This window comes from Nocardia carnea NBRC 14403, from assembly GCF_000308515.1.
GTDB classification, from domain to species: Bacteria; Actinomycetota; Actinomycetes; order Mycobacteriales; family Mycobacteriaceae; genus Nocardia; species Nocardia carnea.
On the sequence record NZ_BAFV01000056.1, the window covers coordinates 42,543 to 68,586 of the forward strand.

The window sequence follows — 26,044 nt, forward strand, 5'->3', positions numbered from 1 at the left end:
CATCGATGATTCGATCGAGCCGCCACGGTGATCCACGCCATCGGCCTTCCGTCTCGGCATGGCACCCGTGTATTGGGACCTGCAATAGGGCGCACGCCACATTTTCTACCGATATCCCCAAACCTACGGTGTCGTAACTTACGGTAGGGTAGCCCGCATGGCTATATCGGATGTCAAGGAATACGCACACCTCACCGAAGCGGATGTGGAAGCGCTCGGAGCAGAGTTCGACGCGATTCGCCGAGACATCGAATCCACCCGCGGAGAGCGCGACGCCCGCTATATCCGCAATGTCATCCGCTTGCAACGTGCACTCGAAATCAGCGGCCGTACCGTACTTTTCGCCAGCTTCCTGCCCCCGGCCTGGCTGGCCGGCGTCGCCCTGCTGGGCACCTCCAAGATCATCGAGAACATGGAGATCGGCCATAATGTGATGCACGGGCAGTGGGACTGGATGAACGATCCGGAGATCCACTCCAGCCACTGGGAATGGGATAACGCCGGTCCGTCCAAGCACTGGAAGCACACCCACAACTACCTGCACCACAAGTACACCAATGTCCTGGGGATGGACGACGATATCGGCTACGGCCTGCTGCGGGTCACGCGCGATCAGCGCTGGAAACCGTTCAATATCGGTAACCCGGTGTACAACCTGGTCCTGCAATCACTGTTCGAGTACGGTGTCGCGATCCAGCACCTGGAACTCGGCAAGATCGCGGCCGGGAAGGTCCAGCCCGGAACGCCGGAGCGGGCCGAATTCGACCGGAAGGTCGACGAGGTAGTGGCCAAGGTCAAAAAGCAGGCGCTGAAGGATTATGTTGTCTTCCCGCTACTGACAGGCCCCTCCTTCTTCCATACGCTCACCGCCAACCTGGCGGCGAACGTGATCCGCAATATCTGGTCCAATGCCGTGATCTTCTGCGGTCATTTCCCCGACGGCGCCGAGAAGTTCACCAAGGCCGATATCGACAACGAAACCCACGCGCAGTGGTATCTGCGGCAGATGCTGGGCAGCGCCAACATCTCCGGCGGCAAGCTCATGCATTTCATGACCGGCAATCTGAGCCACCAGATCGAACACCACCTCTTCCCGGATCTGCCCAGCAACCGGTACGCCGAGGTCGCGGTCCGGGTACGGGAACTGTGCGATAAATACGACCTCCCGTATACGACGGGTTCACTGCCCGTCCAGTACTTCAAGGCGTGGCGCACCATTGCGAAGCTGTCGCTACCGAACAAATACCTGCGTCACACCGCCGACGATGCCCCGGAAACGGCGTCGGAACGGCGGTTCGACGGCCGGGCCGTCGGCACGATCGATCCGGTGACCGGGAAACGACGCGGCCTGCGTACCGCGATCGCCGAGGGTCGCCGCCGGCTCACTCGGCGTACCTCCGCGCCGGTGACCGCCGCGTCGTAGGCGTACCGAGGTTCGGCCTGACAATGGCCCGCACATGACGCGCGGGCCATTGCTGCTGTCACGTCCGAAAGCAGGTACGGGCGCGTTTCGCACCTCCCGGTACGACGCGAAGAGCACGAACGTGCCCGGTGAACCCCGTGCACCGGCGATACTGGCGTGGTGGGTGCTGTGGAGATGAGTCTGTACGAGGCGATCCGGACGCGGCGGGATGTCCGCGCCGAGTTCACCGGCGAACCGGTCGACGATGCCGTGCTGTGGCGGATCCTCGAGGCGGCGCATTGCGCACCGAGCGTCGGAAACTCCCAGCCGTGGGATTTCGTGCTCGTCCGCAACCGGGCCACCCTGCGGAAGTTCGCGGCCCATGTCGCGGAGAAGCGGCTCGAATTCGCCCGATCGCTACCGGCCGAGCGCGCCGCGACCTTCGATCCGATCAAAATCGAGGGGATCGAGGAGAGTGGTACCGGGATCGTCGTCGTCCACGACGACGCCCGCGGTGGGCCGCATATCCTCGGCCGCGCGTCCGTCCCGGAGACCGGCGTCTACTCGACGATTCTCGCGATCCAGAATCTGTGGCTGGCCGCGACCGCGGAACAGATCGGGGTCGGCTGGGTCTCGTTCTACGATGCGCCGTTCCTCGCCGAACTCATCGATCTACCCGCCGGCATCCGGCCGGTGGCCTGGCTCTGTATCGGCCCGGTGAGCGAATTCCAGCGGATCCCGGACCTCGAACGTTTCGGCTGGCGCGGCAGGCGAGAACTGACCGACGCCGTGCACTACGAGAGCTACGAGACAGGACGCGGACAATGAACCAGCCGACCGGCCCTTACGGGGCCGGCCGGCTGTGCTCTCGGCTTATGCGAGCCTGATCAGCCCGTAGTCGAATGCGTGCCGGCGGTACACCACCGACGGCCGATCGGATTCCTTGTCCTGGAAGAGGAAGAAATCGTGACCTACCAATTCCATCTGGTAGAGCGCGTCGTCGACAGTCATCGGCACGGCCGGGTGCACCTTGGTGCGCACGATATGGCCGGGACCCTCGTATTCGGGGTAGTCGGCAGCGAAATCCGCCCGCTTCGTACTGTGCGGTGAATGGTCGTGGGACGATCCGGACAGCTCACCGGGCAGACTCTCCTCGACCAGCTCCGCGGTGGCGTCGTGCACCGATACGGGGGTTTTCTCACCGTAATGCACGCGCCGCCGGTCCTTCGTACGACGCAGCCGGCTCTCGAGCTTGGCCGTGACCGCCTCGAAGGCGGCGTAGAAACTGTCCGCGCAGGCCTCGGCCCGTACGATCGGGCCCTTACCCCGCGCGGTGATCTCCACCCGCTGGCAGCTCTTGCGTTGACGACGGTTGCGCTCGTGGAAGAGTTCCACGTCGAACAGGAAGATCGATGGATCGAAGCGTTCCAGCCGGGACAGCTTGTCCGACACATAGATTCGGTAATGGTCGGGGACCTCGACGTTACGCCCCTTGACCACGATATCGGCGCGGGTCTCTCGTGGGCGGTCGAGCTGGTCTTCCAGCTGCGGCTGGGCTGTGTCCTGAACTGAAGGTCGTGAAGATGTCGTCACGCGTACCTCCCGGATCTGGCCGCACACTTCCGATGCGCGCGGCGGGATGAACGTTGCCGGCCGCGTCCCATCAGTCGGCCGGCACTCGAATCGCAGGCCCACCTCCAAACTCCCGGAACTCCGGTGTGTGAACGCGACGCTAGTACGCCGATCCGAGGTTCGCCACTGTTCACGCAAATTTCGGGGTATTCACGCGGCGCAGGTCACCAAGATGTCATCGAGGTATGTACCGACGGCCGCCAGAGCCCGGACGCACGCCTGCGCCGTGGCCCCGGTTGTCAGCACATCGTCGACCAAGACGACCTGCGCCTTCGCCGCCTCGGCCGGTAGCGGCACCGCGCGGATCCGACCGCGTAGATTGCGATCGCGCTCGCGCGCCGACAGACCGGCCGAATCGCGGACTCCCCACCAGACTCGCAGACACGGCAGCACCTGGCAACCATCCAGCGACCGCGCCGCCGACCGGGCGCACCGCAGCACCGGATCACCGCCGCGGCGCCGGGCCGAGGCCCGGCGGCTCGGCGAAGGTACAAGTATCAGCGGCCGGCCGGGAGCCCGCAACTCGGCGAGCCCGGCGGCCAGCGCCAGCCCGAGCGGCTCCGCCAGATCACGCCGGCCGCGTTCCTTCACCGCCAGTACCGCCTGCCGCGCGGGTCCGCGGTACGGGCTCAGCGCCCAGCACGGCACCCCTGGGTCCCGGCGGGGGTGGATACGCGCCGGTGGGCCCGCCACACTGCGAGCGCATTCACCGCACCACAGCGTTCCGGAGCGACGGCAACCACCGCATTCGGCCGGTAGAACCAGATCCAGGAGTGTCCGCATAGCGGCGAGTGTGCCGCCGAGCACCGACAGACCGGCGGCACAACGTCGGGCCCGGTATCAGCCGGGGAGGATCGGCACCGCGTCCGCGCCGAGCCCGGGAACCTCACGCCAGTACGGGTCCCCGCCCTCCGGGGTACGGGTCAGTTCGAGAACCGCCCGCGAATCCGCCACATACTGCCGCTCGATGGAGGCGGTGACCTGCCGGACCGGCGGGGTCAGATTGCGGCCCCCGAGCGAGGACATACCGGAACCGTCGATTTTGACGGTGCGCACGGGATCCACCGTGCCGCTACCGGCGATGATGATCGTATCGTCGCTGTACCAGTCCAGAGCGGTGGCAGTGGTGGGGAGCTCGATGGCGACCCGCCGGGGTTCGGTAAGCGCATACGTGCCGTCCGGACGAACCACGACCATGGCCAGATACACATTGCCGTCGGCGATCAGTGCCGCACTCACCCCGTTACGCGAAATCCGCAGTTCGGTGATCGGCCCCTGAACCGGGGGTCCGGAACCACCGGCGAACAACTCGGTGGTGTCTACGCCCTGCGGCAGCACCGTACCGGTTTCCCGGTTGGTGACGGCCCGGATCACCCGATTACCGTCGACAACCGCCCAGGCCGCGCTGCCGTCCGCAGTCCAGGACGGGCGCGTGATGGTACCGCCCTCCTCCACCGGGAACGCATCACCGCCGTAACTTCCCATCATCAGGGTGCGCTGCGGCTCCGGCGGCTCCCGGCCCGCATCGGCCACCGCCGCGACACGCTTACCGTCCGGCGACAGCCCCACCGACTGCAGATTCTGCACGGTGCCGAAATATCCAGGAGCGGGCCGCGGACCGCCCTCCGATTCGACCTCCACCAGTGTTCCGTCGCGCAGCGCGTGCAGGCCCACCTGCGTTTCCGGTCGCACGGAATCGACCACCGGGCCCAGGTCGGTGACCGACCACCCGCCTTCGGCGAACCGCTCGTCCAAGGGGCGCCCGTCGGCCAGCAGAATGTAGGGACCGAGAACATCCGCGGCGGACAGGGTCAGCACCACCTGCGCGGCGAGGAGTTCACGGTCGCGCTGGGACAGTTCGTCGATACCGGCGAAATCGATCCGCACCCCACCGAGACCGACGCCGACACCCACAGGATCACCGTTGGCTTTGGTGATCGTTCCGCGCACAGATGCGGGCGGGCTCAGATAATTACGCACCACGGGGGCGATATACGGCTGGGGGCCGGCGATCAGCATATCGACCAGCCGCCGGGTCAGATCGTCCGGTCGCACCGAAATCCAGCGCAGGTCCGGCGCCACATGACGGCCGTCGGCGGTGACGAAATACAGGGCGTGCCGCCGGTAGGACTGGGTGAAGGCCGAATACTCCATGATCACGCCGTCGGGCAGTTCGTCGATCCGCCATTCGCCGTCGACCCGGGCCATCTCGATCTTGTGCTCGATGATCCCGTCGGCCACATGATAGGAACCGTCCTCGGCGAGTTCCCCCACCTTCCGGGCCCGCAGCACATACGTCGCCTCGTTCTCGGAACGGGATTCACGCAGCGTATCCGCACGCTCGACGATGACATGCGATTCCTCGTCGTTCCACTGGGTGGACGCGGCCGGGGTCATGTACTGCCGGGCCGCGAGATGCCCGTCGGCAGGATCGGCCGTGGCCTGCAGGAAATCGCGCAACAGCAGATCCGGGTCGCGACCGTGCGCCGGCGGCGGCGGCCCCTCTGCCGTCGGCTCCTGATTGATGGTTCCCAGCGCCTGCGGCTGTGAGGAGTCCGGCAGATTCGCGCAACCGGCAACGACCACCATCCCCGCCACGGCGACGACTGCGGTCAGCAGCCGGAACCAGCGTGAGCGTCGGGGTCGCACGGTCATGATTTCTGGTCTCCGCTGTCGGTGAACACGGTCGGGGGCGCGGATTCGGCGGAATCTGTTGCGGGCGAACCGGTTCCACGTGCGGGGCGTTCGGTCCCCGGTGTCCCGGGTCTGTCCCCACCCGGGGCGTTCACTCCGGGGCTGTTCACCCCGGATTCCGCCGCACCCGGACCGCCCACACCGGGCACCTCGGCACCCGCCCCGCCTGCCGGTCCGTCGCCACCAGGAGCTGCCACACCTGCACCGCCCTCGACGACTTCAGCCGCGCCGCGGGCCTCGGCACCCGGACCGTTCGAGGCAGCGCCGGTTTCAGCCGAACCAGGGCCGCTGCCCTCGGCAGGCCTATCCGCACCGGAGGCCTCGGTACCCGCCTTATCCGCAGCGGGGCTGCCGCCGCTGGCCCCGGCAGTACCTGGGCCACCCCTACTGACTTCGGCCACACCGGGGGCTACTGCGCCGGGGCCGTTCGAATCGGCGTCGCCGGCTTCGGCCGCGCCGGGGCCGTCGACTTCACCTGGTCTCTGCGCATCGGATCCGGTGGTACCGGAAGCTTCGGTGTCCGGACCGTCCGCGGCGGGACTGCCGCCGCTCGGTCCGGCGGCATCCGTAGTAGAAGCGCCCTCGGCGGCGGCCCGGCCGGCTTCCGTCGCACCCGCGGGCCGGGGAGCCCACGGCTCGGTCTCGGTGACGGGCGGGCCCAGTTCCACTCGCTCGGACCCGTTCTGATCGCCTTCGGCCTGCGGGCGGCGCGGCGCCTTACGCATACCCGGTTCCAGGGGCAGCGGGCTCTTACCCATTTTCTGACCGCGCACCAGCGGCAGTGTCAGCCGGAAACTGGCGCCGATATTGGGACGTCCCCAGGCCTCCAGTTTTCCGTCGTGCAGATTGGCGTCTTCCACGCTGATCGACAATCCGAGACCGGTCCCACCGGAGCGGCGCATACGTGAGGGATCGGAACGCCAGAACCTGCTGAAGACCAGCTTCTCCTCCCCCGGCCGCAACCCGACACCCTGATCCCGGACCACTACCGCCAGCGCATTGGCCTCGGTATCCCCGCGCATCCGGATCAGCACCGGTTTGCCCTCGCTGTGGTCGATGGCATTGGCCAGCAGATTGCGCAGCACCCGCTCCACCCGGCGCGGGTCGACCTCGGCGACCACGGGTTCCTCGGGGAGGTCGATCACCACCTCGATCCCGGCGTCGCGGGCCAGATGGCGCACCGTGGAGATCGCGGCCCGCACGCACATCCGCACATCGAGCGATTCCACCTGGAGTTCGGCGACACCGGCATCGTGGCGCGAGATCTCGAGTAGATCGTTGAGCAGTCCTTCGAACCGGTCCAGTTCGGTCACCAGCAGTTCGGCGCTGCGCGCCAGCGCGGGATCCAGATCGTCGCTGCTGCCGTGGATGAGATCGGCGGCCATACGCACCGTGGTCAGCGGTGTCCGTAGTTCATGGCTCACATCGGAGGTGAAGCGGCGCTGCAGATTGCCGAATTCCTCGAGCTGGTTGATCTGGTTGGACAGGCTTTCGGCCATTTCGTTGAAGGCCTTGGCGAGCCGGGCGATATCGTCGTCGCCGCGTACCAGCATGCGTTCCTTGAGCCTGCCGTCGGCGAACCGTCCGGCAATCCGCGCGGCGGACCGGATGGGCAGCACGACCTGGCGGGTCACCAGGGCGGTGATCGCGGCCAGCAGGATGAGCAGCACCGCGCCGCCGACCATCATGGTTCCGCGCATCAGCGCCAGGCTGCGTTCCTCGTTGGCCAGCGGGAAGATCAGGTAGATCTCCAGCGTGGGCACTTCGGCGCTGGGACTGCCGAGGATCAGGGCCCGACCGCGGTAGCCGTCCGGATCGGAGACATTGGCGAACTGGTAGCTGACCTGATTGCGCTGTACGAATCGGCGCAGCGAATCGGGCACTTCCTTGATCGGCCCGGCTGCGATCACCTGCTGCGGTGTACCGCCGATCACGCTCAGTGCCGAATCGAAACTGCCCGCGGCACCGCCGGACCGGCTCGATTCGCGGCGACTGGACAGCGACTCCCGGGCATCGGTCAGCCGCTGCTCCTGAGTGGTGACATCGTGCACCCCGGCGAGCTGGCCCTCCACCGTATTGCGGACCCGGTCCATCTCCTCGACCCCGGCGTTGATCTTGGCGTCGAGCAGCCGGTCGGTGATCTGACTGGTCAGCACCACACCGAGAACGGTGATGACGATCAACGACAGCGTCAGCGTCGAAACGATGACCCGCAGTTGCAGCGAACGCCGCCAGAGCAGCCCCAGGGATCTACCCGCGTGCTGAAACCATTCGTTCACCGGAGCCAGTGCCTGCCGCAGCTGGTCCCGACGCCCACTCCCGCCCGAATCGCGATCTGTGCGGGACCCTTCGTGGTCGCGCAAGTTACCGCCCCTGGGCCCGGAGCCGACGGCAACCGATCACGGCGGACCGGCCTTGTATCCCACACCACGAACGGTCAGCACGATCTCCGGATTCTCCGGATCCTTCTCGACCTTGGCGCGTAGTCGCTGTACGTGGACGTTTACCAGGCGGGTATCGGCGGCGTGCCGGTAACCCCATACCTGTTCCAGCAGGACCTCACGGGTGAAGACCTGCCGCGGTTTGCGCGCGAGCGCCACCAGCAGATCGAATTCCAGCGGGGTCAGCGAGATCTGCGCGCCCTCGCGGGTGACCTTGTGCGCCGGCACATCGATCACGATATCGGCGATATTGAGCAGCTCGGCCGGCTCTTCCTCGGTACGGCGCAACCGCGCGCGCACCCGCGCCACCAGTTCCTTCGGCTTGAAGGGTTTGACGATGTAGTCGTCGGCGCCGGACTCCAGCCCGAGCACCACATCGACGGTATCGGTCTTGGCGGTGAGCATCACGATCGGCACACCCGAGTCCGCGCGCAGCACCCGGCAGACGTCGATACCGTTCATCCCCGGCAGCATCAGGTCCAGCAGGACCAGGTCGGGCCGGATCTCCCGGACCGCCGACAGCGCCTGGGTGCCGTCGCCGACCACGTGCGGGTCGAACCCCTCGCCCCGCAGGACGATGGTGAGCATCTCCGCGAGGGCCATATCGTCGTCGACGACCAGAATCTTCGGCTTCATAGTTACTATGTTGTCATCTCCCGGGCTCGTAACGGGTCGCCACGCCATACATGGCGCGTTCCCGCCGGATATCCAACACTAATTCGCTACCAATGCGGCGAGCCGCGCGACCAATACATTCATTTCGCCGGAGCGCGGGCCGGGACCTTGTTCGCCGGGCCGGAAAACCCACCAGGTTCCGTACCAATCGCGCCGAGCGAGATCACGGTACACCGCGGCGGTGCGTTCCTGTAATCCACCGTCGCGTTCGTAGGCGTCCAGCTCGCGCGCCGCGTCGAGTTCACCGCGCCGGCGGGCGCGTTCGGCCGCGACCGCGACCGGTACGTCCAGCAGCAGCTGCACCTGCGGTACCGGCAGCGCGAACCGGCCGAATTCCAATTCCCCCACCCACTGCACGATTTCCCCGTCGGCGGATTGGCCGAGCCGGGCGGCGTTGTAGGCGGCGTTGGAGGCCACGTAGCGGTCCAGCACGACCAAATCGTTGTCGGCCAGCAGTTTCGCCAGTTCGTCGGCGGCTCCGGCGCGGTCCAGCGCGAACAGGGTGGCCATGGCGTTCACCGAACCGGCGAGATCCCCGTGCGCGCCGCGCAATGCTTCGGCGGCGAGATCGGCGTGCACGGAACGGCCGTAGCGCGGGAACGCCAGGGTCTGCACGCGCAGCCCGCGCTGTTCGAGCGCCGCCACCAGATCGGTGATCAGCGTCCGTTTACCCGCACCGTCGAGCCCCTCCACCGAGACCAGCACACCCATGGTGAGCAGCCTACTCGGACGGCTGTGCCCGCCTGCCGAGGCAGGCGGGCACAGACGGAGACCGGGAAAGGATGCCGGATCAGTAGCGGTAGTGCTCCGGCTTGTACGGGCCTTCGACATCGACATTGATGTATTCGGCCTGGTCCTTGCTGAGCTTGGTCAGCGTGCCGCCCAATGCTTCGACGTGGATGCGGGCGACCTTCTCGTCGAGCACCTTCGGCAGGCGGTAGACCTCGTTGTCGTACTCCTCCGGTTTGGTCCACAGTTCGATCTGCGCGATCACCTGGTTGGAGAAGCTGTTGCTCATCACGAACGACGGGTGGCCGGTGGCATTGCCCAGGTTGAGCAGCCGGCCCTCGGACAGCACGATGATGGACTTACCGGAATCACCGAACGTCCAGAGGTCGACCTGAGGTTTGATATTCAACTTGGTGGCACCGGACCGCTCCAGACCCGCCATATCGATTTCGTTGTCGAAATGGCCGATATTTCCGAGAATGGCCTGGTCCTTCATCGCCCGCATATGGTCGAGGGTGATGATGTCCTTGTTACCGGTCGAGGTGATGACGATATCGGCGTCGCCGATGGCCTGTTCCACGGTCACCACGTCGAAGCCGTCCATCAGCCCCTGCAGGGCGTTGATCGGGTCGATCTCGGTGACCTGGACCCGGGCGCCCTGGCCGGCCAGCGATTCCGCGCATCCCTTGCCGACGTCGCCGTAGCCGCAGATCAGCACCTTCTTGCCGCCGATGAGGACATCGGTGCCGCGGTTGATGCCGTCGATCAGCGAATGCCGGGTGCCGTACTTGTTGTCGAACTTGGACTTGGTGACCGAATCGTTGACGTTGATCGCCGGGAAGGTCAGTTCACCGGCAGCGGCGAACTGGTACAGGCGCAGCACACCGGTGGTGGTTTCCTCGGTGACACCCTTGACGCTCTCGGCAATGGCGGACCATTTGCCCTTATCGGTCTCGAACCGCTCGCGCAGCAGGTTCAGGAAGACCGTGTACTCCGCGGAATGCTCCTCATCGGCCGGCGGCACCACACCCGCCTTCTCGAACTGCGCCCCGCGCAGCACCAGCATGGTGGCGTCGCCGCCGTCGTCGAGGATCATATTGGCCGGTTCGCCCGGCCAGGTGAGCATCTGTTCGGCCGCCCACCAGTACTCGTCCAGGGTTTCGCCCTTCCAAGCGAATACCGGGGTGCCCTGCGGCTCTTCGACGCTGCCGTGCGGGCCGACCACCACGGCCGCCGCGGCGTGATCCTGGGTGGAGAAGATATTGCAGGAGGCCCACCGGACCTCGGCGCCCAGTGCGGTGAGGGTTTCGATCAGCACGGCGGTCTGCACGGTCATATGCAACGAGCCGGAGATACGGGCGCCTTTCAGCGGCGCGACATCGGCGTATTCGCGGCGCAGGGCCATCAGCCCGGGCATCTCGTGTTCGGCCAGCCGGATCTCCTTGCGGCCGAATTCGGCCAGCGACAGATCCGCGACCTTGTATTCGACGCCGTTGCGGCTATCGGTACTCAGCGATGTGCGAGGCAATTCGGAGGTCGTCATCAGCGTGGATCAGCCTTCTCTCGGTTACGGCATGAGCGAATCGGGCCCGGAAGCGGCAGCGGAACGTCACCCCGCAGGGCCCTCGCTCAGGCCCGACAAACACGGTCTCGAACGCAAGGCTAGCCGGTTCGGCGCGCCCGCGGTCCGGGTGGATCTGTTGGTGCCGGTACCGGGCGTCGCGGCGCGCGCCGCCCCTGCGAGATCAGCCGGTGACCACGCCGGGGCCGGGCGTTACGGCGGCCGCGGCCTGCCGTTTGCGGGGCGCGAGATTGATTCGGGTGAGGTCGCCGTCGTAGTGCGCGAGCACCCGTTTGTCCATGACCCGGCGCCACAGCGGCGGGATCATCGCGAGAACCACCATGGCCGCGTACCCGGCGGGTAGCTGCGGGGCCTCGTCGGAACTACGCAGTGTCTGGTAGCGCCGGCCGGGGTTTGCGTGGTGGTCGCTGTGCCGCTGGAGATGGAACAGGAAGATATTGGTGACGAGCCGATCGCTGTTCCAGCTGTCACGCGCCGTGCAGCGCCGGTACCGCCCGTTGGGGCGGCGCTCCCGGAGCAACCCGTAGTGCTCGATGTAGTTGACGGTTTCCAGCAGGCCGGCGCCCAGCACCGCCTGCAGCAGCAGGTAGGGCAGGATCTGCCAGCCGAAAACCAGCATCAGACCCCCGAAGAGCACCACCGTCATGGCCCAGGCCTGGAGGATGTGGTTACGCGGGCTCCACCAGCCGGACCCCGTTCGGCGCAACCGGTCGCGTTCGAGTCGCAGCGCGGAGCGGAAGCCCCCGGCCACACTGCGCGGCAGGAATTTCCACAGACTCTCGCCGAATCGGGCGCTGGCGGGATCTTCGGGGGTCGCGACCCGGGCGTGGTGGCCGCGGTTGTGTTCGACGAAGAAATGGCCGTACCCGGATTGCGCCAGGGCGATCTTGGCCAGCCACCGTTCGAGGCGTTCGACCCGGTGGCCGAGTTCGTGGGCGGCGTTGATGCCGATTCCGGAGACGAGGCCGAGGGTGACGGCGAGGCCGATCTTGTCGACGATATCGAGTTCGCTACCGGACCACAGGTACCCGGCCAGGGCGAGACCGACCAGCTGAATGGGCAGGAAGAGGTAGGTGCACCAACGGTAGTAGCGGTCGTTGGAGAGGGTTTCGTAGTCTTCGTCGCGCGGATTGGAGCCGTCGTCGCCGACCAGCAGGTCGAGTAACGGGATGAGCATCAGGACCATGATCGGCCCGGTCCACCAGAACACCTCGAGGCCGGTGTGCAGCACCAACTGGGAGGGCAACAGCGCGGTGGCCGGAGCGATCAGACCGAGGATCCACAGATGGCGTTTGGGATCGGCCGATCCGGCCGACTTGCCAACCAATTGCACGTTTGCCCCGCTATTGAAAAACCGAACTTGCAGCGGCCTACATATTCGCAGACTCCGTGTCTCCATTGCGTCGTTGTTCGACCCAAACGTGGTGACCGTTACACGCCGGAACCGTACCCTGCTGCCGTGGCCGCGGGCCGTCCGGCCACGAACTCGACCGGAAACCGATGAAACCGCAGGTCGCGGTGCCTTCTCCGGAGAACTCGCGCCCCGGCTCACCGTGCGGGGATTTCCGCTGCCGGCCGCCCGGCGAGCACCGCGGCGACATAGGGGCCGAAGATGCGGCCGAGTTCGGCCGGTACGTCGTGTTGTGGCCCGGGCGGGGTGGGGATATAGCTGATCGCCAGCCGGACCAGGGCGTGAGCGAAGGTCTCGGCCTGCCCCCGGGTAAAGGCCACCCAGCTGCGTTGCATGACGCCGATGAGCCGCTCGGTGGCGTGCTCGATCAGCGGACCGGCATCAAGGGTGATGAGGCGTAGCAGATCGAGTTTGACCTCGCCGAGCACCAGCGATTGCACCAGTGGATCCTGGGCGGCATCGCGGAAATAGCCGGCGATACCGTCGCGGACCGAGGCGTCGGCGTCACCGATATTGGCGGCCAGCGCCGTCTCCACATGATCGACGAGATCGTCGGCCAAACGGATGGCATAGGCCTCGGCCAGACCCTGACGTGAACCGAATTCGTTGTAGAGGGTCTGGCGGCTGACCCCGGCGCCGACCGCCACCTCGGTCAGTGTGATCTTGGACCAGTCCCGTTGCCCGAGAAGGTCACGCATCGCGTCCAGGATGGCTGTGCGCAGCAACTCACGCGCAGACCCCTGGATGAAATTCCGGGATCCGGTGCTCGGCATGGCAGCGACACTGGCACGAACGACCTGTTCGAGTCAAAGTTTCAAGTTCGTTCGACCGGTCACCGCCATACCGGGTCCGGGTAGACCGCCGGAATCACGGTAAGAGCACGACGTCGGCGTCCGGCGGCAAGGCGTCCACCGGCCACCACTGCAGATCCGTGGATTCGGCACTGCGCACCGGTACCGCCCCGGCCGGGGCGGTGATCCGGAACAGCAGATCCAGATGCCGCGTCGGGACCCCGAGCGAACAGGTGATCGGATGCGCCTGGGCCGCATAGAGTTCCGGTTCGAGATACAACCCGTCGATACCGGATTCCTCGGTGGCCTCGCGCAGCGCGGCCCCAGCTACCGTCTCATCGCTCTCCTCGCAGTGCCCGCCGAGCTGGATCCAGCGTCCGACCCGCGGATGCAGAGTCAGCAGAACTTCCCGGCCGTCGTGCGAGAAAACCACGGCCGACGCGGTGATATGACCGGGCGCGTGTTCACGCAGGCATCCGCGCGGCGCCGACCCGAGAAACGCCAGCATCGCCTCACGCAGTGAGGCCTCGGTACCGCCGGCCGGTTTCCAGGTGGTCAGCAGTTCGATGGCCGAGGTGTGCAGCGATTCGGCGCTCACCGTTCCACCAGCCCCACCGCCGGGTCACGCGGGTCACGCGGCGCGAGCTCCTCGGTGGGGTGGCCGACGGCGATGGCGCCCAGCGGGTTCCAGTCGTCGTCGAGGTCCAGGACCGTACGGGTGATCTCCGGCGCGAAGATGGTCGAACCGATCCAGCAGCTCCCCAGCCCCTCGGTGGCCAGCGCAACCAGCAACCCCTGCACCGCGGCACCCACCGCGACGGTGAACATGGTCCGTTCCGCGGCGCGACGGCGATCGTCGGGATAGTCGTGGGCACCGTCGGGCACGCAGAACGGGATGATCACCTCCGGGGCGTCGAAGAGTATGCGCCCGCGGTTCACCCGGCGCTCCACTCGTTCGGCATCCAGGCCGTCGGCCAGGAGATCGGCTCGCCACTTCTCCGCCATGGCGGTGAGCAGTCGCTCGCGCCGGGCCCGGTCGCGTAGCCAGACGAACCGCACGGGCCGGGTGTGATGTGGCGCGGGAGCAGTCAACGCGACCGCGGTCGCCGACCGGATCTTCTCCGGGTCCACCGGGTCGGCGGTGAAACTGCGCACCGAGCGCCGTAGCAGCACCGCCTCTTCCCGCCCGCGTTGCAGGGCCTCGGCCGTACCGAGCCAGAACAGATCGTCGGTTCCCGCACGAACGAGGTCGGTCGCGGTCGAACCGTCGTCGGTGAGCGTGAGACCACGGACCACCGCCACGGGCACCGCGCCCAGTTTGCCTTTCACCAGATCGGCGGCCGCGGCGAGTTCGTCGGCGATCGCGACCTGGGTGACCTGCAGTTCGTTGCCCTGGCCGTCCACGGTGCCCGAATAGTCGTGCAGTACACGTAGTCCCGCGGAGCCGATCGCGACATCGGTCTGGCCGTTGCGCCAGGCGCGCCCCATCGTGTCGGTGACCACCACCGCCACGTTCACACCGAGCCGGGTCGCCAGCGCCGAACGCAACCCTTTCGCGCTGCCGTCGGGATCGGCGGGGAGCAGGACGAGTTCGCCGCGTTCGACATTGGACCCGTCCACCCCGGAGGCCGCCTGCACGATGCCGAGCCGGTTCTCGGTGATCAGGGTGCGGCCGCGGCGGGCCACGAGCCGTACCGATTCCTGCTCCACCAGCCGCCGCCGTGCCGCATCGCGCTCCTCCGGATCGGTTGGCGCGGTGACGATCCGCCCCTCCGCCTTGGCGACGATCTTGCTGGTGACCACCAGAACATCGCCGTCGGCGAGCCACGGAGCGCAGGTGGCGATATGTTCGGCGAGGTCGTCACCGGGCCGGAATTCCGGTAATCCGGTGATCGGGAGAATACGTAATTCCGTGGCGGCATGATCGGCAATTACCTCGGCGAACGACTCGGCACCGGTCACGGTTTCACTCCCGCCAGATCGAGGGCCACACGCACCATTTCGGCGGTGGCCTGCGGATCGGTCATCAACAGCGGCACGCTGCGCACCTGCACCCCGGGGACGTCGGCGGTATCGGTAGTGTGGACCAGCCAGCCGTCGAGAATGCCGGTGGCCGAACGTGATCCGTAGTGGCGGCCGACCGCCTCCGCGGAGGTCTCCACACCGATCACCGACAGGCATTCGTCGGCCATACCGCGTAGCGGCTTCCCGTCGATCACCGGCGATACGCCGATCACCGGCGCCGCGGTGGTCCGCAACGCGCCCCGAATTCCGGGCACCGAGAGGATGGAGCCCACGCTCACAACAGGGTTCGAGGGAGCCAGTAATACGATATCCGCATCGGCTATGAGTTCGATCACATTCGGCGCCGGTTTGGCTTCCTCGGCCCCGATTGTGGCGAATCCATGAGTTCGAACGTCGGCCCGGTACCGAACCCACCACTCCTGGAAATGGATCGCGCGGCGTTCGCTGGGACTCTCCGGGTCGCTGATAACAACATGCGTTTCACAGCGATCGTCGGTTGCCGGGATGAGTTCGACACCCGGTTGCCATCGATTGCACAGCGCCTCGGTAACCGCCGAGAGCGGATAGCCGGCGCGCAACATTTCCGTGCGAACCAGATGCGTGGCGATATCCCGATCCCCCAGCCCGAACCAGTCCGGCTGAGCCTGGTATTTCGCCAACTCTTCCTTCGCGTGCCAGGTTTCCCCCACCCGGCCCCAACCGCGCTCGGTATCTATTCCACCGCCGAGGGTATACATGCAGGTATCGAGGTCGGGGCAGATTCTCAGCCCGTGCATCCAGACGTCATCGCCCACATTGACGATGGCCGAAACCTTCGCTTCGGGCAGCAGCTCCCGCACGCCCTGCAGGAACCGCGCGCCACCGACTCCGCCGACCAGGACGACGATACGGGGACCATTGGCAGGCCCGATGTCCGCTTGTTGTGAAGTCACATCTGTACACCCTATGCGGCGCGGGAAATAGTGCGTCTTCCGCTATATTTGCCGGTCATTTGCTATTCGGGTCACAAGATCGACTCGGAATGCCGCGCGGGATAGTAACGGAATAGTGACGGTGGCTTGACCATCGCACCCGGCGGCGTGTCTAATCACAGACATGTCATTCCGGACGGCGCTGGAAGTTCAAGGCGCGAACGGAAACTCGAACAGATGTTCGAATTGGAATGACGAGCTCGGGGAAGTCCGCGAGACAACATCGCGGAGTTAGGCCGTCGATATGCGTGTGGATCGACGGAAAGAAATCATTCTGCGCTAACACACAGTGAGGAGGCGGAGCGATGGCCGAAGAACTGGCCCCGGCCGGCATTCCGGTGGGTGTATCGCGAACCGATTCCACAGCAGGCGCAGCACGTGGCGTCGCTGCTGACAACGGCTGGACCGATCGCGATCGGAGTGAGCGAGAATCGACACCCCGGCTCAGCCTTATCGTGACCGGTTTCGACGAGATGTTCGACTCCATCGAGGAACAGTGGCAGGAACGCGCATTATGCGCGGAAACCGATCCGGAAGCGTTCTTCCCGGAGAAGGGCGGATCGACGCGCGAGGCCAAACGCATCTGCATGGGATGCGAGGTCCGCGACGAATGCCTGGAATACGCGCTCGCACACGATGAACGGTTCGGAATCTGGGGCGGCCTGTCGGAGCGGGAGCGCCGGCGCCTCAAGCGCGGTATCGGCTGACGACACCGCTCGCGTCGGTGCGCCCCGGAGCAGGTAGCCGGGGCGGGCCGTCGCGGTCGGCGATCGGTGACTAACGTTCGAGTCATGGCACGTTCCCGCAATCGCAGACCCCCGACCGCCCGGTCGGTGAGCCGCCGCGGTCGCGGCGTGCGCGGACCCATGCTTCCTCCCACGGTCCCCGCCTGGCGCACTCGCGGCCAGAAATTCGACCGGCTCGTGCTCGAGGCGTTCGCGCCCCTGGACACCCGCTGGCACGACCGCCTCACCAAATTGGACATCGCCGTCGACGATGTCCCGAAAATCCGTCCACTACACCCGGATTCGGTCACCTGGCCGGACGAGGTGGTCGCCGACGGCCCGGTCCCGCTGTCGCGGCTCATCCCCGCCGGAGTCGACCGGCACGGCACCCCCATCCGCGCACGTGTCGTACTGTTCCGCAAACCGCTGGAATTACGCGCGGGCGATCCGGAGGATCTGGTGGACCTGCTGCGCGAAGTATTGGTCCAGCAGATCGCGACCTACCTCGGCGTCGACCCGGACGTCATCGACCCCGAACCGGAATAGCCGGCGTAGATCTGCCACCCGACAAAGTTCTGCAACCGCGAAGACACCCGCTCGACGTGGCAGCAGCGGACCGAAACCACCGGCCCGAACGACGGGCACCACGATCACAGGACAATCTCGCCCCGACCGCCCCCGCAGCAATTGCCCCAAGTTATCTGCCCACCCCCGAACCATGGGTGGGGCCCGCCCGGTTCTGGAGCGACGGAGCGGGGGAGCGAAGCGGAGGAGCGGAGGAGTGAAGAACCGGGCCCAACAGGGCCCCACCCCTCGAGACGCGGAGCGTCTCCAAAATTACAGCCCGCCCCTTCACCAAGGGTCGACCCCGTCGGCACGGCAACCCCACACCCACCCCCGCGCCGCAACCCGCTCCGAAATCACACCCCACCCCTCCACCGAAGGTCCGCCCAACAGCAGGCCAAGCCCGACTTCCTCGCACAGCAGCGGATTGTCGGTCCATGCCTTGTTCTTCCAGATCTCCACATCCTGCTCGAAACCGGGTTTCACCCAGTCACCGAGCGCTACGGCCGTGCGCATCGCCACCCCACCCCCACGCCGCAGCGCGCTCCGAGAATCACACCCCGCCCCTTCACGAATAGCCCACCCCGACACCAGGGCCGACAGCGCTCCGATTCCGCGGCACCGGAGGCGACGCCGAAATCACAGCGTGTCTGCCCCACCTGTGTCCGTGTTGCGGGTTACTCTCATCGACGTGATCTCCATGCGTCGTTGCTGCCGACCCGGCTGCAAGAATCCGGCCGTCGCGACGCTGACCTATGTTTATTCGGATTCCACCGCGGTGGTGGGTCCGCTGGCGACGGTGGCCGAACCCCATTCCTGGGACCTCTGCGGAACACATGCCTCCCGGATCACCGCCCCCAAGGGCTGGGATATGGTCCGGCACGAAGGCGGTTTCGCCACAAGCCCCGATGACGACGACCTCACGGCGCTGGCCGAGGCCGTCCGCGAAGCGGGGCTGCGCCGCCGTCCGCCCGAACCGGAGCAGCGCGGCTACCGCGAGCACACGCCTCCCCCGCGTCCCACCCGCACGGGACGCCGTGGACATCTGCGGGTCCTTCCCGACCCACCGAGCTGATATCCCGCCGCGCTGATCTCTACCGCACCTCGCCCACTGGTCGACTGTGCTCGTTCACCCGGCGAATTCCACCCCCGGCCGTCGGCGACCACCTCCACAGAGTGGCCCGCCCACATCGACTTCCCCGCGATCGCGCCGGAATACTGACGCCCCGTTCCACGGACCCATGAATCCTGGGCCGGACCTGCGCGGCGGCAGCCCCGTGTTCAGCAGGACACCTGCGTAATTCGCCCGACATACGGGCCGAACCGGTGCAAGCCGGTCCGCGAGGTCGCCGGCGCAGCATCGAAAGCACTGGTATCCGAACCGGCGCAACCAGCGGCGGCGCTGATCGACATCAATAGTCGGCAGGCAGGACCTGCCAACGGCTCGACGCGTCCGGCGGCGGAGCCGAGTCGTGCGGCCCGGCTCCGGGAGCGGGTCTCGGTATCGCTGCTCAGCTCGAGCCGGCCAGGTGGCCGTCGGCCACGGGCTGTCCCGGGATCGACAGGGGTGGGACCGGAGGCACTGCCATGAATACGGCGCTCGAGAGGCACCTACTAGGGTGGTCCCCATGACAGTCGCCCGCCCTGCCGAGTCCGTGAACGCGGTGATCAAGGCCTACGACATCCGCGGCGTCGTCGGGGAACAACTCGATGCCGATTTCGTCCGGGATACCGGCTCCGCGTTCGCTCGGCTCATGCGGGCCGAAGACGCGCGGCGCATCGTGATCGGTCACGATATGCGCGCTTCGTCTCCGGAGCTGGTGGATGCGTTCGCCGCGGGCGTGCTGGCACAGGGGCTGGACGTGGTGCGGATCGGTTCGGCGTCCACCGACCAGCTGTATTTCGCCTCGGGCACACTCGACTGCCCGGGCGCCATGTTCACCGCCAGCCACAATCCGGCCCGCTACAACGGCATCAAATTGTGCCGGGCGCGGGCGCTGCCGGTCGGTCAGGACACCGGTCTCGCCACCATCGCCGAGGAACTCGTCACCGGTGTTCCGGGCTACGACGGCGCACCGGGCACCACCACGGAAACCGATCTGCTCGGCGATTACGCGGTGTTCCTGCGCGATCTGGTGGCGCTCGACGGTATCCGGCCACTGACGGTCGCGGTGGATGCCGGTAACGGAATGGGCGGGCATACCGTTCCCGCCGTTCTCGGCGCCCTGCCGCAGGTGACGATCGTGCCGCTGTACTTCGAGCTGGACGGGTCGTTCCCCAACCACGAGGCCAACCCGCTGGATCCGGCGAACCTGGTGGATCTGCAGAAACTGGTCCGGGAGTCGGGGGCCGATATCGGGCTGGCGTTCGACGGTGACGCCGACCGTTGTTTCGTCGTGGACGAGCAGGGTGATCCGGTCTCGCCGTCCGCGATCACGGCGCTGGTCGCCGAGCGTGAACTCGCCAAGGAGCCCGGGGCCACGATCATCCACAATCTGATCACGTCACGGTCGGTACCGGAGCTGGTGACCGAACTGGGCGGCAGCCCGGTGCGCTCGCGGGTCGGGCATTCGTTCATCAAACAGCTCATGGCGAGTACGGGTGCGGTTTTCGGCGGAGAGCATTCCGCGCACTACTACTTCCGGGATTTCTGGGGCGCCGATTCCGGCATGCTGGCCGCATTGCATGTACTGGCCGCCCTCGGTGAGGACAAACGGCCCGTTTCGGAACTGATGGCCTCCTACACGGGGTACGCCGCCTCGGGTGAGATCAATTCGACCGTCGCCGACGCCGCCGAACGCACCGGCGCGGTACTCGACGCTTTCGCCGGCCGGGCGGTGGCGGTGGACCGCCTCGACGGCGTAACGGTGCAACTCCCCGAGGACGCCTGGTTCAACCTGCGTGCCTCCAATACCGAACCGCTACTGCGGCTCAACGTCGAAGCGCGCTGTCCGGAGGAAGTAGACGCACTCGTGACCGAGATTCTGCGCATCGTCCGCGCCTGACTGGAATAGTGGAAATACACACCGTGGATTCGCCCGTTCCAGGCCCGGTATCCACGATCCGGGCGGTGGCGGCGGCCGAGACCGAAAACAGCGCGATGAGGGGAGGTGCCACGCCCGATGATCGCTGATACCCCGGTACTCGATCTGGACGATGCCGCAATGCTCGAGGCCGCCGATACCGGCGGCGCCCTCCGTTCGGCCGCATCCGGTGGCGCCCAGGTACGGGCCACCGCAGCGGCCGTGGCCGAGAATGCCCTCGCCGGGCTGGCCGGTCTGCAGCCACGCAGTCTGCTGCTGGTTTCCGGCGCCGGCCGGGCCGGACGTGCGGCGGGGCTGCTGGTGGCGGCGCTCGGTGACCGTGCCGGATTGCCACTGGTTCCGGTGAGCACCGTGCCTTCCTGGGCCGGTCCCTTGGACGTCGTACTGGTCAGCGGTGACGACGCCGGTGATCCCCGGCTGATCGACGCGGTGGACCGGGCGGTGCGCCGGGGCGCCGAGGTGGTCGTGGCGGCGCCGAACGAGGGACCGCTGCGGGCCGCGGCGGCCGGACGCGCTGCCGTGCTGGAGCCGCGGGTTCCTGTGCTCGACGCCAACCGGCTGCTGCGCTACCTGGCGACCGGTATCGCGGTGCTGCGGGCGATCGCCCCCGCCCGAACGGCCGGTGACCTGCCCGATCTCACCGATCTCGCCGATGTGCTCGATACCGAGGCACTGCGCGACGGGCCTCAGCACGAGGTGTTCCACAATCCCGCCAAGAACCTTGCCGCCCGCACCCAGCAGCGCGGCCTGATCCTGGCCGGGGACAGCCCCGCGACCACCGAACTGGCGATCCATGCCGCGGAGGTCCTGCTGCAGTCCGGGGGCCGCACCGCCACCGCCGTGGATCTGTCCGTCGCTGTGGCCGCGCTCCCCCAGCTGGTGGATGCGGCCACGGCCGCCGCGCCGGATTACGATCCGCTGTTCCACGACGAGCAGCTCGACGGGCCGCCGCCGGTCGAGAAGAAGCGGATCTTCCTGTGCAGCACCGATACCGACAGTCCGGCCGCGCGACGCAAACTCGCGCTGTTCGGGGGTGCCGGCGGCGGCACGGTCGACGCCGACCTGGTCACGGCCGATATCGAGACGGTCCCGGCGGATCCGTCCCGTGTCGAATCCGGCGAACCGGCCCCGGAACCGGCCACTCATGCCGGCGCGGAGCTGGAACGTCTCGCGGTACTGGCGTTGCGCTGGGAAATGACGGCCGCCTACCTGCGGCTCATCGGCGGCCGGGCGGTCGCGGCCGCCGATCCGGACAGGTACGACGGGGGACCGTACTAGTGCACGAACTCGTAGGTGCGTTGCGCTCGTACGCCTGGGGTTCACGCACCGCGCTCGCCGAACTCTGCGGCCGCCCTGTCCCTTCCGCACATCCGGAAGCCGAACTGTGGTTCGGCGCCCACCCCGCCGACCCCGCCTATATCCGTACCGAACGCGGTAAACGCTCGCTGCTCGAAGTGGTCTCGGCCGAACCCGGCCGGGAACTCGGCGCCGCCGCGACCCGTTTCGACGGCCGGTTGCCGTTCCTGCTGAAGATCCTGGCCGCCGAGGAACCGCTGTCGTTGCAAGCGCATCCGAGCGCGCAGCAGGCGGCGGCCGGTTTCGCCCGGGAGAACCGCACCGGGGTGCCGCTGGATTCGCCGATGCGCAACTACCGCGACGACAGCCATAAACCCGAACTCGTCGTCGCACTGGAACGTTTCGAGGCCCTGGCCGGTTTCCGGGATCCGTTGCGCACGGTGGAACTGTTCCGCGCCCTGGGCGTTCCCGAACTGGGGCAATACGCCGATCTGCTCGCCGCGCAACCCGATTCCGACGGTCTGCGCACCCTGTTCACCAGCTGGATAACGCTGCCGAATACGGCGCTGGACATGCTTCTGCCCGCCGTCCTGGACGGCTGCGTGCGCTATCTGACCAATGCGGAGCGCGAATTCGCGCCGGTTGCCCAGACGACCCTCGAACTCGCCGAAAGCTATCCGGGAGATGCCGGTGTGCTGGCTTCGCTGTTGCTGAACCGGATCACCCTGCAACCCGGCCAGGGCTTGTTCCTCGCTGCCGGCAACCTGCACGCATATCTGCACGGGGTCGCGGTCGAGATCATGGCGAACTCGGACAATGTGCTGCGCGGTGGGCTCACCCCGAAACACGTCGATGTGCCGGAACTGCTGAAAGTCTTGGATTTCGGACCCATCGACCTCCCCCTGGTACTGCCGGAACCGGCGGGCGACGGTTCGGTGCGTTACCGCACCCCCGCCCCCGAATTCGCGTTGCGCCGCTTCGATATCACCGAGGGCTCGGCACTGGTTCCGCTCACCGACGCCGGCCCCGGCATCGTCTTGTGTACGGCCGGTTCGGCCCATCTGCTCGACGGTAGCTCCGAGGTCCGGCTCGACCGCGGTACCGCGGCGTGGATCTCGGCCACCGATACCGATATCCGCGCCCGAGCAGCCGGCGGACCCGCCACACTTTTCTGCGCCTGCGTGGGGTGAGACAGGGCCCCATCCCAGGCCCTATCGGCATATACCTCCGCCGAAATAGACCGGCGAACTCGTGCGCTCGTGCCCAGCCCACCCCGGCCGTGCCGGACTTCCCGAAATGTTCACCTCCCTGGTGCCGAGTTCAGCGAGGCCCTTATAGGGTTGGGGCCGCGTGGTGCTTCCGTCCTCGATGCGATGCGGCGCAGCCGCGAGTGTCGAGGGCGGAAGCACCACGCCTGAGGGCCTCAACCCGCGGCGCCGCAGGCGCCGCAAATAAACACAGAGGGTGGCAGATGTCGGCTGGTGGAAGTAAGAAGGCGATTCTTGCCGCGTTGACGGCGAATGCCGGGATCGCGGTGGCGAAGTTCGTGGGTGCGGGGATCACCGGGTCGGCGTCGATGCTGGCCGAGGGTGTGCACTCGGTAGCCGATACCGCCAATCAGGGGCTGCTGCTGTTCGGGCAGAACCGGGCGCAGCAGGAGGCCGACGAGCTGCATCCGTTCGGGTACGGGCGCAGCCGCTATTTCTATTCGTTCGTGGTGGCCCTGGTGTTGTTCACACTGGGCTCGGTGTACGCCCTGTACGAGGGTATTCACAAGATCCAGCATCCCGAGGAGCTCAGCTCGCCGATGGTGGCCGTGGTGATCCTGGTGATCGCCATCGGGCTGGAGATCTACAGTTTCACGACCGCGGTCCGGGAATCCAAACCGCTCAAGGGCCGGGCGAGCTGGTGGCAGTTCATCCGTAATTCGCGCAGCCCGGAACTGCCGGTGGTGCTGCTGGAGGACACCGGTGCACTGGTCGGCTTGGTGCTGGCGCTGGGCGGTGTCGGACTGACCATGCTGACAGGCGATCCGGTCTGGGACGGTATCGGAACCCTGTGCATCGGCGCACTGCTCGGAATCATCGCGATCATTCTGATCATCGAGATGCACAGCCTGCTGATCGGTGAGGGTGCGACCGCGGCCGAGGATCGCGCGATCCGCGACTGCGTCGCCGACGGGACGACGATCGATCGGCTCATCCATATGAAGACCCAGTACATCGGCCCGGAAGAGATGCTGGTGGCGGCGAAGGTGGCAGTGGCGCCCGGACTGGATATCGCGCAGATCGCGGCGGGTATCGACGAGGCCGAGAGCCGGATCCGGGCGGCGGTGCCGACGGCGCGGATCATCTACCTGGAGCCCGATCTGTACCGCCAGCCCGCCGGTAAGGCCTAACTGCCCGGGGTGGTTTCCGCGTTCGCACCGGCCAGCTCCAGCGGGTCGGTGCGGATACCGAATACGGTGCGCAACGCGTGCGCGGCGGCGTGTGTACCGGCCATTCCGTGCACCCCGCCGCCCGGCGGCGTGGCCGACGAGCACAGGTAGACACCGGGCAGCCCGGTGGTGTGCGGGTTCCAGCGGGGTACCGGGCGGAACACCGTCTGCATGAGGGTCATCGCCCCGGCGCCGATATCACCGCCCACATAGTTGGCGTTGTATGCGGGCAGTTCGGCGGCCGTGTAGACATGTTTCGCCAGGATCAGGTCCCGGAAGCCGGGGGCGAACCGCTCGATCTGGCCGATGATCTGCTCGCTGATATCGCGATCCGATCCATTCGGAACGTGCGCGTAGGCGTACAGGGTGTGCTGCCCCGCCGGGGCTCGGCCCGGGTCCACGACACCGGGCTGGATGACCAGCGTGTACGGCCGATCGGTATGCATACCCGCGGCGACCGCGTGTTCGGCGGCCATGGCCTCGGCCCGGCTACCCACCAGGTGCAGAGTGCCCGCTTCGGCGCACTCCGGCGCCTGCCACGGGACCGGGCCGGACAGCGCGAAATCGACCTTGCAGGAGCCCGGGCCGTAGCGCACATTGCCCAACAGGCGGCGGTACCCGGTGGGCAGCCGGTCGCCGCCGATACGGACGAGTTCGGCGGGCGAGGTATCGCACAGGACTGCCCGGGCCGAACCGAATTCCGCCAGCGAATCCACCCGGTGGCCGGTGATCACCCGGCCACCGCGACGGCGTAGTTCCGCAGCGAGCGCGTCCACGATCGCCTGGCTGCCGCCGCGCGGTACGGGCCAGCCACCGACATGCGCGAGGGTCGCCAGGAGCAGCCCGGCGCCGACGGCCGGTAGTGCCCGCGGCGGGCGGACCGCATGCGCGGCAACCCCGGTGAACAGTGCCGGAGCGATCTCCCCGGAAAATCGGGCATCCCACAGCGGCGACCCCTGTTCGAACATCCGCAGACCGAACCGGACCGCTGCCGGAGACAGCGGCACCCGCCGCATATTCGACATCGCGGTATCCACCACGGCCGGCCAGTCCTCGACCAGCGGCCCGAGCAGGCCCCGCCAGGCTTTCCCGTCGCGCCCCAGCTCGGCCACGGTGCGGTCCAGATCCCGCCATGCCACCCCCGCGCCCCCGGAATCGAGCGGATGCGCATACGAGGCGGCCGGGGTGAGCAGCTCCACCCCGTGCGCGGCCAGGTCGAAGGCCCGGAAGAACGGCGACGCATACGCCATGGGGTGCGCGCCGGCGCAGATATCGTGCCGGAAGCCGGGCAGGGTGACCTCGGCGGTCCGGCAACCGCCCCCGACGGTCTCCCCCGCCTCGTGCACCTCGACGTCGAGCCCGGCGCCGGCCAGGATCACCGCCGCCGCAAGCCCGTTGGGTCCGGCCCCCACCACGACGACATCAGCCATGACCCGAGTCTATGTTCATCGGCACGCCGACGCGGGCGACCATCTGATGTCTCCTCGAATGCGCCCACCCGGCGCTCCGGATTCGGTGCGCGACCGGCGCTTGTGAACAGCCGGCCCGATCGTCCGGTCGACTGCGGCACCGACCGGCGGTGTGGTGGTAGATATCTCCACCGGCGTGGTAGCGCCCGGCGGAGC

The 26,044-nt window shown here is 67.2% G+C and carries 21 protein-coding genes and 2 pseudogenes; 9 read left to right on the top strand and 14 right to left on the bottom strand.

Annotation, left to right across the window (positions count from 1 at the left end; translation table 11 throughout):
* Window positions 1–157 precede the first annotated feature (157 nt).
* Together ON22_RS20330 and bluB are read left to right on the top strand one after the other, a co-directional pair.
* Window positions 158–1,423 (top strand): fatty acid desaturase family protein, encoded by a 1,266-nt coding sequence (locus ON22_RS20330; RefSeq protein WP_033243237.1) that lies wholly within the window; start codon window positions 158–160, stop codon window positions 1,421–1,423.
* Window positions 1,424–1,597: 174 nt separating this feature from the next.
* The gene (bluB, locus tag ON22_RS20335; RefSeq protein WP_033243605.1) at window positions 1,598–2,230 is read left to right on the top strand and encodes a 5,6-dimethylbenzimidazole synthase; all 633 of its coding nucleotides are present in this window, start codon (window positions 1,598–1,600) and stop codon (window positions 2,228–2,230) included.
* A gap of 45 nt (window positions 2,231–2,275) precedes the next feature.
* Here the strand turns inward: bluB and hpf are convergent, their stop codons facing one another.
* The 12 genes and pseudogenes from hpf to cofD form a co-directional block, all read right to left on the bottom strand.
* Window positions 2,276–2,995 (bottom strand): ribosome hibernation-promoting factor, HPF/YfiA family, encoded by a 720-nt coding sequence (gene hpf / locus ON22_RS20340; protein WP_033243606.1) that lies wholly within the window; start codon window positions 2,993–2,995, stop codon window positions 2,276–2,278.
* A gap of 189 nt (window positions 2,996–3,184) precedes the next feature.
* Window positions 3,185–3,817 (bottom strand): ComF family protein, encoded by a 633-nt coding sequence (locus tag ON22_RS20345; RefSeq protein ID WP_033243607.1) that lies wholly within the window; start codon window positions 3,815–3,817, stop codon window positions 3,185–3,187.
* A 57-nt stretch (window positions 3,818–3,874) separates the two neighbouring features.
* Window positions 3,875–5,689, bottom strand: a complete 1,815-nt coding sequence (lpqB, locus tag ON22_RS20350; protein WP_033243238.1) for an MtrAB system accessory lipoprotein LpqB — start codon at window positions 5,687–5,689, stop codon at window positions 3,875–3,877.
* Window positions 5,690–6,419: 730 nt separating this feature from the next.
* A pseudogene (gene mtrB / locus ON22_RS20360) lies at window positions 6,420–8,028 on the bottom strand (MtrAB system histidine kinase MtrB); the annotation flags it as partial.
* Window positions 8,029–8,127: 99 nt separating this feature from the next.
* On the bottom strand, window positions 8,128–8,805 hold the full coding sequence (gene mtrA, locus ON22_RS20365; RefSeq protein WP_033243239.1) for an MtrAB system response regulator MtrA: 678 nt from the start codon (window positions 8,803–8,805) through the stop codon (window positions 8,128–8,130).
* Window positions 8,806–8,883: 78 nt separating this feature from the next.
* Window positions 8,884–9,555 carry a dTMP kinase gene (locus ON22_RS20370; protein ID WP_033243240.1) on the bottom strand — a complete coding sequence of 224 codons (672 nt, stop codon included), beginning with the start codon at window positions 9,553–9,555 and terminating at the stop codon, window positions 8,884–8,886.
* A 79-nt stretch (window positions 9,556–9,634) separates the two neighbouring features.
* A complete protein-coding gene (gene ahcY / locus ON22_RS20375; RefSeq protein WP_033243241.1) occupies window positions 9,635–11,116 on the bottom strand; it encodes an adenosylhomocysteinase in 1,482 nt (493 codons plus the stop codon).
* Window positions 11,117–11,318: 202 nt separating this feature from the next.
* Complete coding sequence (locus ON22_RS20380; RefSeq protein ID WP_425339830.1) at window positions 11,319–12,488, bottom strand: alkane 1-monooxygenase; 1,170 nt, start codon at window positions 12,486–12,488, stop codon at window positions 11,319–11,321.
* Between the two features lie 215 nt (window positions 12,489–12,703).
* A complete protein-coding gene (locus tag ON22_RS20385) occupies window positions 12,704–13,339 on the bottom strand; it encodes a TetR/AcrR family transcriptional regulator (RefSeq protein ID WP_033243242.1) in 636 nt (211 codons plus the stop codon).
* Window positions 13,340–13,433: 94 nt separating this feature from the next.
* Window positions 13,434–13,955, bottom strand: coding sequence for an NUDIX hydrolase (locus ON22_RS20390; protein WP_033243243.1), 522 nt, complete (start codon window positions 13,953–13,955; stop codon window positions 13,434–13,436).
* The gene (locus ON22_RS20395) at window positions 13,952–15,319 is read right to left on the bottom strand and encodes a coenzyme F420-0:L-glutamate ligase (protein WP_086007774.1); all 1,368 of its coding nucleotides are present in this window, start codon (window positions 15,317–15,319) and stop codon (window positions 13,952–13,954) included. Before ON22_RS20395 ends, ON22_RS20390 begins: the two co-directional genes overlap by 4 nt.
* The gene (gene cofD, locus ON22_RS20400; protein WP_051157870.1) at window positions 15,316–16,314 is read right to left on the bottom strand and encodes a 2-phospho-L-lactate transferase; all 999 of its coding nucleotides are present in this window, start codon (window positions 16,312–16,314) and stop codon (window positions 15,316–15,318) included. Before cofD ends, ON22_RS20395 begins: the two co-directional genes overlap by 4 nt.
* A gap of 512 nt (window positions 16,315–16,826) precedes the next feature.
* Here cofD and ON22_RS36360 point away from each other — a divergent pair.
* On the top strand, window positions 16,827–17,060 hold the full coding sequence (locus ON22_RS36360; protein WP_033243613.1) for a WhiB family transcriptional regulator: 234 nt from the start codon (window positions 16,827–16,829) through the stop codon (window positions 17,058–17,060).
* A gap of 84 nt (window positions 17,061–17,144) precedes the next feature.
* Window positions 17,145–17,624, top strand: coding sequence for a metallopeptidase family protein (locus ON22_RS20410; protein WP_168433861.1), 480 nt, complete (start codon window positions 17,145–17,147; stop codon window positions 17,622–17,624).
* Between the two features lie 420 nt (window positions 17,625–18,044).
* Here ON22_RS20410 and ON22_RS38080 read toward each other — a convergent pair.
* Window positions 18,045–18,149: pseudogene (locus ON22_RS38080) on the bottom strand (hypothetical protein); the annotation flags it as partial.
* Between the two features lie 193 nt (window positions 18,150–18,342).
* Here ON22_RS38080 and ON22_RS20420 point away from each other — a divergent pair.
* The 5 genes from ON22_RS20420 to ON22_RS20440 all read left to right on the top strand — a co-directional run bounded on the left by ON22_RS20420 (window position 18,343) and on the right by ON22_RS20440 (window position 24,380).
* Window positions 18,343–18,717: a DUF3499 domain-containing protein gene (locus tag ON22_RS20420; RefSeq protein ID WP_081595732.1), complete on the top strand. Its 375-nt coding sequence runs from the start codon at window positions 18,343–18,345 to the stop codon at window positions 18,715–18,717.
* Between the two features lie 553 nt (window positions 18,718–19,270).
* Window positions 19,271–20,647, top strand: coding sequence for a phosphomannomutase/phosphoglucomutase (locus ON22_RS20425; RefSeq protein ID WP_033243246.1), 1,377 nt, complete (start codon window positions 19,271–19,273; stop codon window positions 20,645–20,647).
* Window positions 20,648–20,764: 117 nt separating this feature from the next.
* Window positions 20,765–21,964 carry a hypothetical protein gene (locus ON22_RS20430; RefSeq protein ID WP_033243247.1) on the top strand — a complete coding sequence of 400 codons (1,200 nt, stop codon included), beginning with the start codon at window positions 20,765–20,767 and terminating at the stop codon, window positions 21,962–21,964.
* Window positions 21,964–23,172: a mannose-6-phosphate isomerase, class I gene (manA, locus tag ON22_RS20435; RefSeq protein ID WP_033243248.1), complete on the top strand. Its 1,209-nt coding sequence runs from the start codon at window positions 21,964–21,966 to the stop codon at window positions 23,170–23,172. Before ON22_RS20430 ends, manA begins: the two co-directional genes overlap by 1 nt.
* Before the next feature lie 281 nt (window positions 23,173–23,453).
* Window positions 23,454–24,380: a cation diffusion facilitator family transporter gene (locus ON22_RS20440; protein ID WP_033243249.1), complete on the top strand. Its 927-nt coding sequence runs from the start codon at window positions 23,454–23,456 to the stop codon at window positions 24,378–24,380.
* Here ON22_RS20440 and ON22_RS20445 read toward each other — a convergent pair.
* Window positions 24,377–25,849: a phytoene desaturase family protein gene (locus tag ON22_RS20445; RefSeq protein WP_033243250.1), complete on the bottom strand. Its 1,473-nt coding sequence runs from the start codon at window positions 25,847–25,849 to the stop codon at window positions 24,377–24,379. The genes ON22_RS20440 and ON22_RS20445 overlap by 4 nt on opposite strands.
* Between the last annotated feature and the right edge of the window lie 195 nt (window positions 25,850–26,044).